The organism is Streptomyces sp. NBC_01622 (assembly GCF_045209635.1).
Classification (GTDB): domain Bacteria; phylum Actinomycetota; class Actinomycetes; order Streptomycetales; family Streptomycetaceae; genus Streptomyces.
Window position 1 is genome coordinate 5341448 of the sequence record NZ_CP109293.1, and the last position, 12458, is coordinate 5353905.

General features: G+C 71.0%; 12 protein-coding genes. 9 read left to right on the forward strand and 3 right to left on the reverse strand.

Annotation, left to right across the window (positions count from 1 at the left end; all coding sequences use genetic code 11):
- Positions 1 to 301: 301 nt before the first annotated feature.
- Entirely contained in the window at positions 302 to 1138 is an 837-nt protein-coding gene (locus tag OH768_RS24290; protein WP_406456878.1) for a zf-HC2 domain-containing protein, read from the reverse strand.
- Positions 1135 to 1677, reverse strand: a complete 543-nt coding sequence (locus OH768_RS24295) for an RNA polymerase sigma factor (protein ID WP_406456880.1) — start codon at positions 1675 to 1677, stop codon at positions 1135 to 1137. Before OH768_RS24295 ends, OH768_RS24290 begins: the two co-directional genes overlap by 4 nt.
- Before the next feature lie 124 nt (positions 1678 to 1801).
- On the opposite strand from OH768_RS24295, the gene OH768_RS24300 reads away from it, so the two are divergent.
- The 8 genes from OH768_RS24300 (at position 1802) to OH768_RS24335 (ending at position 10311) form a co-directional block, all read left to right on the forward strand.
- Entirely contained in the window at positions 1802 to 2188 is a 387-nt protein-coding gene (locus tag OH768_RS24300) for a GntR family transcriptional regulator (protein WP_406456882.1), read from the forward strand.
- Entirely contained in the window at positions 2185 to 3066 is an 882-nt protein-coding gene (locus OH768_RS24305) for an ABC transporter ATP-binding protein (RefSeq protein ID WP_406456884.1), read from the forward strand. Before OH768_RS24300 ends, OH768_RS24305 begins: the two co-directional genes overlap by 4 nt.
- Positions 3063 to 4085 (forward strand): ABC transporter permease, encoded by a 1023-nt coding sequence (locus OH768_RS24310; protein ID WP_406456886.1) that lies wholly within the window; start codon positions 3063 to 3065, stop codon positions 4083 to 4085. Before OH768_RS24305 ends, OH768_RS24310 begins: the two co-directional genes overlap by 4 nt.
- Positions 4082 to 4588, forward strand: a complete 507-nt coding sequence (locus OH768_RS24315) for a hypothetical protein (RefSeq protein WP_406456888.1) — start codon at positions 4082 to 4084, stop codon at positions 4586 to 4588. The genes OH768_RS24310 and OH768_RS24315 overlap by 4 nt, the downstream gene beginning before the upstream one ends.
- Positions 4585 to 5541, forward strand: a complete 957-nt coding sequence (locus tag OH768_RS24320) for a hypothetical protein (protein WP_406456890.1) — start codon at positions 4585 to 4587, stop codon at positions 5539 to 5541. Before OH768_RS24315 ends, OH768_RS24320 begins: the two co-directional genes overlap by 4 nt.
- Before the next feature lie 139 nt (positions 5542 to 5680).
- Positions 5681 to 8041 carry an RNA degradosome polyphosphate kinase gene (locus tag OH768_RS24325; RefSeq protein ID WP_406456892.1) on the forward strand — a complete coding sequence of 787 codons (2361 nt, stop codon included), beginning with the start codon at positions 5681 to 5683 and terminating at the stop codon, positions 8039 to 8041.
- Positions 8022 to 9134: a CHAD domain-containing protein gene (locus OH768_RS24330; RefSeq protein ID WP_406456894.1), complete on the forward strand. Its 1113-nt coding sequence runs from the start codon at positions 8022 to 8024 to the stop codon at positions 9132 to 9134. Before OH768_RS24325 ends, OH768_RS24330 begins: the two co-directional genes overlap by 20 nt.
- Positions 9135 to 9312: 178 nt before the next feature.
- Positions 9313 to 10311, forward strand: a complete 999-nt coding sequence (locus tag OH768_RS24335; protein WP_406456896.1) for a hypothetical protein — start codon at positions 9313 to 9315, stop codon at positions 10309 to 10311.
- Positions 10312 to 10415: 104 nt separating this feature from the next.
- On the opposite strand, the gene OH768_RS24340 is transcribed toward OH768_RS24335, so the two are convergent.
- Complete coding sequence (locus tag OH768_RS24340; protein ID WP_406456898.1) at positions 10416 to 10850, reverse strand: NUDIX hydrolase; 435 nt, start codon at positions 10848 to 10850, stop codon at positions 10416 to 10418.
- A 375-nt stretch (positions 10851 to 11225) separates the two neighbouring features.
- On the opposite strand from OH768_RS24340, the gene pstS reads away from it, so the two are divergent.
- Positions 11226 to 12356 carry a phosphate ABC transporter substrate-binding protein PstS gene (pstS, locus tag OH768_RS24345; RefSeq protein ID WP_406456900.1) on the forward strand — a complete coding sequence of 377 codons (1131 nt, stop codon included), beginning with the start codon at positions 11226 to 11228 and terminating at the stop codon, positions 12354 to 12356.
- The last annotated feature ends 102 nt before the right edge of the window (positions 12357 to 12458 follow it).

Genomic DNA, 12458 nt, shown 5'->3' on the forward strand with positions numbered 1-12458 from the left:
CCAGTCAGAGGTGGGAGGTTCACGCGGCGGGCCCGAAGGCGCCGGTGGCGAAGGAGAGTTGGGGGAACGGGGCGTCGGACGAGGCCCCGGGAGGCCGACCGGGTCGCGCGGCGGAACCGGCGCGAGCGAGCCGAGAGCCCGGCGGCCGTGGACAGTTACCCGGCGGTCCAGGAAGGCCGGTTGAGCGATTCGCGCAGCACGCGAGGCCTCGAAGCCGGCCGTACCGCGCACCGCACCCCACACGGGCGGGTCACGGCGACCGGCCACCGCCGCCGGACAGACGAGCCGGGCGGCGCGGGCGTCACGCCGCCCCCCACGGGCCGGCCGGGCGCGCGTCGAAGCGGTCCCGCAGCAGGTACAGGAGCCCGGCCGCCAAGGCGGCCACCGCCGCGGCCACCCCCTGTCCGGCCGGGGTGAAGGGGGCGAGCGTTCCGGAGTGCCGCTCGTGGGCGGCCAGCAGGAACAGCACCCAGCCGCCGCCGACCAGGGACGGCGCGAGGACCGGGCCGAGGCGGGGGGTCAGGGCCAGACCGGTCGTCGTCAGGGCGAGGGCGGGCAGCAGCCAGCCGAGCGCGGCCAGGCCGTATCCGGGCAGGGCCAGGGAGGCGAGGCCGTTGAGGCCGAGGCCGGCGGCCAGGACGGCGACCGTGCGGATCATCAGGAGGCGGAAGCCGTGCATCGGGGCGACGACGGTCATCTCGTACGTCGGGTCGAACTTCGGCCCGAACGACAGCGCGACGCCCGCGAGCGGCAGCAGCGGGGCGAGACCGAGGAAGAGGGTCGGGGACTGGGCGGTCTTCAGCGCGTTGGTGACCAGGACGGTCATCACGAGCAGCGCGACCACCGCGCCGAGCCACGAGCGGCGCAGCACCGGCGTCGCCGCCAGCAGCCTTGCCGTGTGGTCGGCGACACCGATCCGCACGAGCAGCGACTCCACCAACCCCCTTTTGGGGGCGTCGAGTTCGGCGTCGAGGCGCTCCCAGCCCGCGTCGAGCGCGACGGGGTCGGTGACGGACGCCAACAGGGCCCGGCAGTCCGCGCAGTTGGCGATATGGGTGTCGGCGGACCAGAGCATGGGCGGTGCCAACTCGCCCCGCGCATAGGCGCGTACGTCGTCTTCGGCCACATGCCAGGTCATGCCAGCTCCTCCCGCAGTTGCTTACGGGCCCGCATGGCCCGTGTCTTGACCGTGCCGGCCGGGATGCCCAGCAGGACGGCCGCCTCCCGGGTGGTCAGCCCGTCGATCACGGTGGCCTGGAGGACCGCCCGCAGCTCGGGCGAGAGCCGGACCAGGGCACCTGCGAGGTCCCCGTGTTCCACCCCCGCGAGCACGCGCTCCTCCGCCGACGCCTCGTCCCGGTGCCGCAGCCGCGCCAGCGCCTGCCGCATCCGGCCGCGCGCGCCGTCGCTGCGCAGCACGTCGATCAGCCGCCGCGACCCGATCCGCCACAGCCACCCGGCCACATCGCCGTCCTCCCGGTAGCGGGCACTGCCCCGCCACACCGCGAGAAACGTCTCCTGTACGACGTCGTCGACCATCCCGGCGTCGGCGCACCGGCCGCGCAGCCGCGCGGTCAGCCACGGCGCGTACCGCCGGTACAGCTCCTCGAACGCGCGCCGGTCGCCGTCCGCCGCGATGGCCCGCAGCAGCTCCCCGTCGCTTCCCGTATCGCTCACATCTCCTCATCGCACGAGCCCCGCCGACCGGTTCACGGATCGGCGCACAGATCTCTCTTGACTTTCTCAGCCCTCCTGCACCACCCTTTCACTACTCAATTAGTGAAAGGGTGGTGGAACCCCAGTGGTCGAGTACCGCATCGACCGGCACAGCGGCGTGGCCACCTATGTCCAGATCGTCCAGCAGACCAAGCAGGCGCTGCGCCTGGGCATGCTGGAGCCCGGCGACAAGCTGCCCACGGCCCGCGAGGTCGTCGAGGCCACCGCCATCAACCCGAACACCGTCCTCAAGGCCTACCGCGAGCTGGAGCGCGAGGGACTGGTCGAGGCCCGCCGCGGTCTCGGCACCTTCGTCCGCAAGGGGCTGAGCACCACGCCCGCCGACTCGCCGCTCCGTTCAGAACTCGACGACTGGGCCGAGCGGGCCCGGGCCGCCGGCCTGGACCGCGACGACATCGCCGCGCTCTTCACCGCCGTACTCGAAAAGCACTTCCAAGGAGAACCTTCATGACAGGCACCGCCGCGATAGAGGCCGCCGCGCTCGGCAAGCGGTTCGGCCGGCGGGGAGGCTGGGCGTTGCGGGACTGCTCGTTCCGGCTGCCCGCCGGGCGCGTCTGCGCGGTCGTCGGCCCCAACGGCGCGGGCAAGTCCACGCTCCTCGCCCTGGCCGCCGGACTGCTGGCCCCCAGCGAGGGCGAGATCACCGTCCTCGGCGGACGTCCGGGCGCCGCCCGCGAGCGGGTCTCCTACGTCGCCCAGGACAAGCCCCTCTACCCGCAGCTCACGGTCGCCGAGACGCTGCGCATGGGCGCCGACCTCAACACCGACCGCTGGGACACCTCCGTCGCCGAGCGGGTCGTCACGGACGGCGACCTCAACCCGAAGTCGGGCATCCGGGACCTCTCCGGCGGCCAGCGCACCCGGGTCGCGCTCGCCCTCGCGCTGGCCAAGCGGCCCGAACTGCTGCTCCTGGACGAGCCGATGGCCGACCTGGACCCGCTGGCCCGGCACCAGATGATGGGCCTCCTCATGGCGCAGGCCGCCGAGTCCGGCACCACGATCGTGATGTCCTCGCACGTGCTGGCCGAGCTGGAGGGCTCCTGCGACCACCTGCTGCTGATCGACGGCGGCCAGGTCCGGATCGCCGGTGAGATCGACGAGCTGCTGGCCGCGCACCGGCGCGTGTCCGCTCCCGCCGACACCGTCCTCGACGCGCACACGGTCGTCGAGTCCCGCACCACCGGCCGCCAACTCACCGCCCTGATCCGCCCCTTGGCCCCGCTCGCCGCCGACTGGCAGACCGGCACACCCACCCTGGAGGAGCTGGTCCTCTCCTACCTCCGCAACCCTCAGGCCCCCACCACCAAGACCCCGGAGACCGCCGTATGACCGCCCTCGCCACACCGTCGGCGCTCACCTCGCGCCCGGCCGGGTCACCGCATCTGCTGCGCTGGCTGATCCGGCTGCACCGGCCGGCCCTGCTCTCCTGGGCCGCCTTCGTGCTCGTCGTCGGCGCGCTCCTGCTGTGGGTGGGCGGCCCGCTGACCGACGCGTCGGCCGAGGCCTGGAAGCAGTACCGCGCCTGCCGGACGGACAGCTGCGCGTACGACGCGGGCGCGATCGGCCGATACAAGGACTGGTACAACTACACGACCATCGCCGTCGTCGCCGCCCCGTTCCTGGTCACCGCCTGGTCCGGTGCCGCGCTGGTCAGCCGCGAACTGGAAAGCGGCACCGCGCAGTTGGCCTGGACCCAGGCGGTCTCCCCGGCCCGCTGGCTGGCCGCCAAGCTCGCCGTCCCGGCGGTGCTGATCGCCGTAGGATCCGGCCTCCTCGCGGGACTGCACCACTGGGCCTGGTCGACCGGGCAGGGCCGGATCGACACCGTCAAGGGCTGGCACGACCTCGGCACCTACGCCGCCAACGGCACGGCCACCGCCGCGATGGCCCTGGCGGGCCTGGCGAGCGGCGTCTTCTGGGGGCTGTACAAGCGCAACTCCCTTGGCGCGCTGGTCGGTTCACTGGCGAGCACCGGCTTCCTGTGGAGCGTCGTCGCCATCGCGACACCCCACCTCTGGCCCACCGTCACCACGGTCAGCAGCCTCAAGGACAGCGTCCCGGCCGGCTCCGGCATCGTCGTCGACCAGGGCCTGGTCACCTCCACCGGCAAGCACCTCTCCGGCCACCTGTGCGGCAGCACCACCTACCAGCCCTGCCGGACCGCCTACGCCAAGCTCGACGCGGTCAGCTACTACAACGACTACCACCCCCAATCCCACTACTGGCCACTCCAGTTGACCGCGACCGCGATCATCCTCGCCGTCACCGCCGCCCTCACCGTCGCCGCCTTCCACCTCCTCAAGCGCCGCACCGGTTCGGCGCCCGCACGCAAGGCCGCCGCCGTATGACCGCCCTGGCCATGAGCCCCACCACCGCCCGACCACGGCGCGCCGTACTGCGGCTGCACCGGCCGGCGCTGATCGTCTGGGGCGCGTACGTGCTGCTCGCCGTGGGCGCGCTGCTGTGGGTGCATCTGTTCCGGGCACCCTCCCTACGGCACTCCGTCGACCCGTACTTCGTCATGACCGACGTCAACAACGTCATGAACTTCCTTGGCGAGACGCTCAGTTACACCTCCGTGGCCGTTGCCGCCTGGGCGGGCGCGGCCGTGCCGTTGACCGCAGGAACCACCCTGCTGGGCCTGGTCTACGCCTGGGTCCGGACCGGTGACCAGGACGTCCTGGTCACCAACTGGTCCTACGACCGCGTCCTCGTCCCGTCCGGCCCGCTCTCCGTAGCCCTCGTCCTCCTCGCCCTGGCCGCCGGCACCCTCGCCGGAGCCGCCCTCGCCCTCGTGGCCGCGTTCGCGCTGCACGGCCGCCGTACGAACATCAAGGGGACCGCCGTATGACCACCCGGGCCGTCGCCCCCACCGCCCGGCCACGACCGGCCCGGGCGGGCCGTGCCGTCCTACGTCTGCACCGCCCCGCACTGATCGCCTGGGGAGTCTTCGTCGCCGTCATCTCGGCGGTGCTCCTGTGGGCGTACGGCCCGGGAGGGAGCGCGGCCAGTGCCGCGTGGCAGCGGAAGTGCTCCGTCGACCTCTGTGACGTGGGCTACGCGGTCGACACGTACCACCTCGCCTACCGGTTCAGCGAGGCCGCGATCGGCTTCCTGCCGGTCCTCGCCGCCCTCTGGGCGGGCGGCCTGCTGATCGGCCGCGAACTGGAGAACGGCACCGCGGAGCTCGCCTGGACCCAGTCGGTCGGACCGGCCCGCTGGCTGGCGGCCAAGCTCGCCGTCCCGGCCGCACTGCTCACCGCGGGCACCACCCTGCTCGTCCTGCTGCACCGCCTGCTCTTCGACGCGCACCAGGTACCGAAGGGCTGGAACTGGTCCGACAACGGCACCTTCGAGAACAACGGGCCGATCGCCGTCGCGTTCCCGCTGCTCGGCCTCGCCCTCGGCGCCCTCGCGGGTCTCGTCGTACACCGTGCCGTGGCCGGCCTCGCCGTCGCCGCCGTGGCGACCGTGATCACGAGGAGCCTCGTCCTCCGGACGAGCCCCCACCTCTGGCCGTGGAAGTCCGACACCAGCTCCCTGCTCCACGGCTACCCCACGAAGAAGGCCGCCATCTACGGCGGCAAGGGCGCCGTCACCTCCACCGGCGCCCACATCCCCGACCCGTGCGCCGGAGCCGCGAAGACATGTCCGGCCGCCCACGACCTCGTCGGTTACTACCGGGACTACCACCCCTCCTCCCAGTTCTGGCCGCTCCAGCTGACCGAAACCGCCCTGATCCTCGCCGTCGCCGCGCTGGCCACCACCGCCGCCTTCACCCTGCTGCGCCGCCGCACCTCCTGACCGGGTCCCGCCTCGCGGTGGCTCCCAGGCATCCGTTACGTTCGTTTCCGTGCCGTAGACGTCCGGGAGCCGCCCCCCGATATCCCGCACGCCATGTCGCCGTAACCATTGGTTCAGACGGGCTTGCGACGCTCGGCGAATGAAGCCCGTCGTGCCAGAGCCTTCGCCACCTCCCGGGGTGAACGGGAGCAACGGGGCCGTCCTCCCGCTCCTTCCGGCGCTGTCCGACGCGCCCGTATCGCTGGTGGCGCGGAACAATGGGCACATGAGCAGCCAGCCCAACGCCCAGGCACAGGTCCAGCACGCGCAGCCCTCCGTGGGCTCCATAGCCGCGCACCGCCCGCACACCGTGTCGGCGGCGGTCTCCGATCTGGAACCCGACATCGACGCCGACCTCGACGAGTACGAGGAGTCGCCGTACGACGGGCCCCAGCTCCCGCAGGGCCGCTTCCTGGACCGGGAGCGGAGCTGGCTCGCGTTCAACGAGAGAGTCCTGGAGCTCGCCGAGGACCCGAACACCCCTCTTCTGGAGCGGGCGAACTTCCTCGCGATCTTCGCCAGCAACCTGGACGAGTTCTTCATGGTCCGGGTGGCCGGCCTGAAGCGCCGTATCGCCACCGGTGTCGCCACCCGCTCCGCGTCCGGCCTGCAGCCGCGCGAGGTGCTGGAGATGATCTGGGCCCGCTCGCGCGAGCTGATGGCCCGGCACGCCGCCTGCTACCACGAGGACGTCGCCCCCGCGCTCGCGGAGGAGGGCATCCACCTGGTCCGCTGGAACGAGCTGACCGAGAAGGAACAGGCGCGCCTCTTCACCCTGTTCCGGCACCAGATCTTCCCCGTGCTGACCCCGCTGGCCGTCGACCCCGCGCACCCCTTCCCGTACATCTCGGGCCTCTCGCTGAACCTCGCGGTCGTCGTACGCAACCCCGTCACCGGCCACCGCCACTTCGCGCGCGTCAAGGTGCCGCCGCTGCTCTCCCGCTTCCTGGAGTCCTCGCCGGGCCGGTACGTCCCGCTGGAGGACGTGATCGCCGCCCACCTGGAGGAACTCTTCCCGGGCATGGAGATCCTGGAGCACCACGCGTTCCGGCTGACCCGCAACGAGGACCTCGAAGTCGAGGAGGACGACGCCGAGAACCTGCTCCAGGCCCTGGAGAAGGAGCTCATGCGGCGCCGCTTCGGGCCGCCGGTGCGCCTGGAGGTCGAGGAGTCCATCGACCGCGAGGTGCTCGACCTGCTGGTGCGCGAGCTGAAGATCAGCGAGGCCGAGGTGTACCCGCTGCCGGGACCGCTGGACCTCACCGGCCTGTTCCGCATCGGCTCGCTCGACCGGCCCGAGCTGAAGTACCCCAAGTTCATCGCGGGCACCCACCGCGACCTCGCCGAGGTCGAATCCGCGTCCGCGCCCGACATCTTCGCCGCCCTGCGCAACCGGGACGTGCTGCTGCACCACCCGTACGACTCCTTCTCCACCTCCGTGCAGCGCTTCCTGGAGCAGGCGGCAGGCGACGACGACGTCCTCGCCATCAAGCAGACCCTGTACCGCACCTCGGGCGACTCCCCGATCGTGGACGCGCTCATAGAGGCCGCCGAGGCCGGCAAGCAGGTCCTCGTCCTGGTCGAGATCAAGGCCCGCTTCGACGAGCACGCCAACATCAAGTGGGCGCGCAAGCTGGAGGAGGCGGGCTGCCATGTCGTCTACGGCCTGGTCGGACTCAAGACCCACTGCAAGCTGTCGCTCGTCGTCCGCCAGGAAGGCGACCTGCTCCGCCGCTACAGCCATGTCGGCACCGGCAACTACCACCCGAAGACGGCCCGCCTCTACGAGGACCTCGGCCTGCTGACCGCGGACCCCCAGGTCGGCGCCGACCTCTCGGACCTCTTCAACCGGCTGTCCGGATACTCGCGCCGCGAGACCTACCGCCGCCTGCTGGTCGCCCCCAAGTCCCTGCGCGACGGCCTGATCGCCCGGATCAACAAGGAGGTCCAGCACCACCGTGCCGGACGCCCCGCGTTCATCCGCATCAAGGTCAACTCGATGGTGGACGAGGCGATCATCGACTCGCTCTACCGCGCGTCCCAGGCGGGCGTCCCGGTCGACGTATGGGTGCGCGGCATCTGCGCGGTGCGGCCCGGCGTCCCCGGCCTGTCCGAGAACATCCGCGTACGGTCCATCCTCGGCCGCTTCCTCGAACACTCCCGCGTCTTCGGCTTCGGCAACGGAGGCGAGCCCGAGGTGTGGATCGGCAGCGCCGACATGATGCACCGCAACCTCGACCGACGGATCGAGGCCCTGGTCAGGGTCACCGACCCGGCCCACCGCGCCACGATCAGCCGGCTCCTGGAGACCGGCATGTCGGACACGACCTCCTCCTGGCACCTGGGCCCGGACGGCGAGTGGACCCGGCACGCGACCGACGCGGAAGGCCAACCCCTGCGCAACGTCCAGGAGATGCTCATAGACGCCCGGAGGCGCCGGCGTGGCACAGCAACACCTTGACCCGACGGATCCCACGGCCAGGGCCGTGACAGGTGACGCCCTCGCGGGCTACCTGCGCGGCCAGGCCACGGAGTTCCTCCGGGCACTGCGACTGCACCGGGAGACCGGCGGCGGCCAGAACGGCACGGAGGAGTCCGTCGACGCGGCGCGCGCCCTGCGCCACTCGGCCCGCCGGATCAGCGGCAGCCTGCACACCTTCCGGCCGCTGCTCGACGCCGACTGGTCCGAGGCGATGCGCCCCGAACTGGCGTGGCTGTCGGGCACGTTGGCGCTGGAGCACGCGTGCGCGGCCCGGCTGGAGCGGCTGCTGCTCGCCCTGCACCGGCTCTCGGGCTCGGCCGCGCTGCCCGCGCAGTCGGCGGCCTCGGCCGTGGGCGGCCGGGTCACCGGCGCGGGCCGGGGCGTCCCGGCCCCCGCGAGCGGCCGGGGCACCGGACCTGCCGCACCGTCCACCGCCACCGCCGAGCGCGGCAACCTCACCGTGGGCGCGGCCAAGGCGGGCGCCCTGCTGGAGCGCCAGCTCACCCTGGCCCGGACCCGGGCCCACTCCACCGCCCTGCAGGCCCTCGGCTCCTCCCGCTTCCACGCGGTCGCCGACAGGGTCGCCGTACTGGCCAGCGAGGTCCCCCTCACCCCGGCCGCCGCCAGCGCAGACCTGCGCCCGCTGGCCGCCGCCGCCGGGGAGCGCCTGAACGACGCGGTCACCGCGCTGCCCCTGGTCACCGCCGGGCACCCGTACAACGCGGAGGCCCTCATCCACGGCCTCTCCCCCGACCCGGCCCCGCACCCCCAGGACGGCCCCTGGCACCAGGTCCGCCTGCTGCTGCGCCTGCACCGCTACGCCGGCGAGGTCCTGCACGGGGACGACCCGCCCCTGGACGTACGTCTGCTGACGGCCGGCCAGGCCCTCAATCTGCACCGGGACGCCTCGGAGGCCGCCGCGGCGGCGGCTTCGGCGGCCCGGACCCCGCGCATCGCCCCGGCGACCGCGTACGCGCTCGGGGTGCTGCACGCCGACCAGCGCCACGAGGTGGAGGCAGCCCGCTTCGCGTTCCAGCAGTCGTGGCAGAAGCGTGCGGTGGGCACGCCCTGACCGAGTCTTTTGGCACGTCACCGAAATGGAACTATTCCGCGCGTGGTCCGGTTGTTAGGTTGATCGCGATCAATCAAATCCACCGAGCAACCGATAGGTGACGCACTTGAGCAAAACAACTCAAAGCGGCGGAGAATATGCCATAAGTCGTCGCACACTCCTCAGAGCCGGTACAGGAATGGCGGCCGTCGCTGCGAGCGGCGGCCTTTCCCTGTTCTCGGCCGAAACGGCGAACGCCGTCGTCCCCACGTCACAGCACTTCGTATTCGGCGGGGACGGCGACAACCCCGTCTGGCGGAAAACACTTCACCAGCCCTACTGGGCAATGCAGTCCTTCGCCTACGACCACGTCTACGGGCACATCTACTTCGTGCAGACCAAGGTCGGGAGCACGAACGGCGACCTCTGGATGACCAGAACAGACCTGTCGGGCAATGTTCTGGGAGCCATGGCGATCCACAAATTCGACCACGGTTCGTCGATGGGCATCGAGCCGGACGAGTACGGATCTCCGTACGTGTGGCTCGCAGGCGACTGGGAGAGCCCGAACGCCGACGGTTCGGACCCGAACAGCCACAGGATCGCCCGCTTCAAATACAGCGACGGCGGCGACCTCGACTACTTCGATCACCCAGGGCAATACCTGCGGGAATTCTCGATCGGAATCTCCGACTTCGTGGACTGCCCGAGGCCGGCGATCGATCCCTACACGAACCGGCTGCTGCTCCGGTACATGGGTACCACGAGTCCGTGGCGCATCGCGCTCTTCGACCTCGCCGCCGTCCTCAGTTCCGGCATCAGCGACGACACCCCCATTCTCGCCAAACGCGCACTGCCCACCAACACCCAACTCGGTATCGCCGACTCCGCAGCCTTTCAGGGCATCACCTCGTACGGCCAGTACGCCTACCTTTCCTACGGTGCTCCGCCCTCGGACGCGGACCCCGACCCGGATTCGTATCTCGTCCGCCTCGACATGAACAAGAGCGGGGGTTCGTACGAGGAGAAATTCGCGACGACGGCGGGAGCCTCTCTGCCCGGCCGCGAACCTCAGGGAATGGCGATCTGGCGATCGTCGAGCGGTCCGCGGCTCGCATTCGGTTTCTCCAGCAAGATCAGTGGCAGTCCTGCCGAGTTCGAGGCGAGCGTCTTCTACAAGAGCCAGCTCACCGGGTGAGTCACGGAAGCCCTGGACCCTGATCCTCGGCGGCGCACCTGCCCGCTCAGCGACGATCCGGCCCCCTCTCGGCACACCGGGGCGGGGGCCGGATCGCCCCGACATCACAGCCCTCTCCCGCTCCCGTCCGTACCGACGGCGATGAGCGCGAGGGAAATCATGCTCCGGTCCGTCTCCCGGGTGAGGAGATCACCGGCCTCGTCCGGCGGGAGCCAGCGGAGAACGCTGACTTCGGCGTTGGGCTCGAAGACTCCCCCGGTAGCCTCCGCCGCCCAGTAGCGGACCTCTTTGGGGCGGCCCTGATGGTCGACGTACCCGACCGAAGGGAGCTCCGTCCCCAAGCGGCACGTCTGTCCGGTCTCCTCCAGCACCTCGCGCCGGGCCGCCTCTTCGGAGGTCTCGCCCCGCTTGAGCTTCCCCTTGGGCCAGGACCAGTCGGCCCACTTGGGCCGGTAGACCAACGCGAGTTCCACCCGGCCGGCGGACGAGCGGCGCCACAGCACACAGCCCGCCGCGCGGACCGGAGATTCACATCCCATGTCCCCTATGTGCCCGCTCCGCCGCTGATCGATCTCTGACCTGCCGGTTCTTTCACCGTGCGTTACCTTGCGGAGGGGTGATCCGGCCTCACCCGGCCGAGGGAACGCCCGGTCATGGACGCGTTTCCGGGCCCTTCGCACCTGGCATAGTCCGGAATCGGCTCGTGTCCTCGACGTGAGCGTTCCGTGACCTAACCGCACCGCCCACAGGGGTTCACCCTCCGTTCACTTATGCCCATAGGCGCCTTCACCTGTTCTGCCTAATTTCGGCCTTACGCGATGCGAGCCGCGACCTGGGGGTCGCTACCCGCGTCACCCACGTCTTCGCACGCCGCCGGAATTCAGGACGGCGGCTCCTGGAAGGAACTCCCTCAAGTGAAGCTTCAGCGCATGAACCGGCGGGCCATCACCCTCGGTGCTCTCGCGGTCTCCGGCGCCCTGGCCCTCACGGCGTGCGGCTCGGACGACAACGGCGGCGGCTCGGGCAGCAGCAGCTCGTCGACGACCAACGCCAGCTCGGCCGTCTGCGGTGACGCGAAGAAGGGTCAGCAGCTGCTCGCCGACGGCTCGTCCGCGCAGAAGAACGCGATCGACGCGTGGGTCAAGGCGTTCAGCCAGGCCTGTGGCGTCCAGATCAACTACAAGGGCGGCGGCTCCGGCGCCGGTGTCACCTCCTTCAACCAGGGTCAGCTGGCGTTCGCCGGTTCCGACTCCGCGCTGAAGCCCGAAGAGGTCACCGCCTCCAAGCAGGTCTGCTCCGGCGGCCAGGGCATCGACCTCCCGATGGTCGGCGGCCCGATCGCGCTCGGCTACAACGTCCCGGGTGTCGACAACCTGGTACTGGACGCCCCGACGCTCGCCAAGATCTTCGACAGCAAGATCACCAAGTGGAACGACGCGGCGATCAAGAAGCTGAACCCGTCCGCCACGCTGCCCGACCTCAAGATCCAGGCGTTCCACCGCTCGGACGAGTCCGGCACCACGGACAACTTCACCAAGTACCTGATCGCCGCCACCCCGGACAACTGGAAGTACTCCGGCGGCAAGGCCTGGCAGGCCAAGGGCGGCCAGTCCGCGGCCGGCTCCGCGGGCGTGGCCGCCGGGGTCAAGCAGACCTCCGGCGCCATCGGCTACTTCGAGCTCTCCTACGTCGCCGACGGCGTCAAGGCCGTCAGCATCGACACCGGCGCCTCGGCCCCGGTCGCGCCCAGCACCGACAGCGCCACCAAGGACATCGCCGCCGCCCAGGTCGTCGGCACCGGCAACGACCTGACGCTGAAGCTGGACTACAACACCAAGGCCGAGGGCGCGTACCCGATCACCCTGGTGACGTACGAGATCATCTGCGACAAGGGCAACAAGGCCGACACGCTGCCCGCGACGAAGGCGTTCCTCTCCTACATCGCCAGCGCGGACGGCCAGAAGGTCCTCTCCACCATCGACTACGCGCCGATCCCCGACGCGATCATCGCCAAGGTTCGCAGCACCATCGCGAGCATCAGCTAGTCCGAGTGTGCGGCCGGGTCCCGTTCCAGGGGCCCGGCCGCACCGTCCGGTGCACCGCCGCCACGGACCGCACACCGCACGTGTGGACCCGCAGACCGGAGA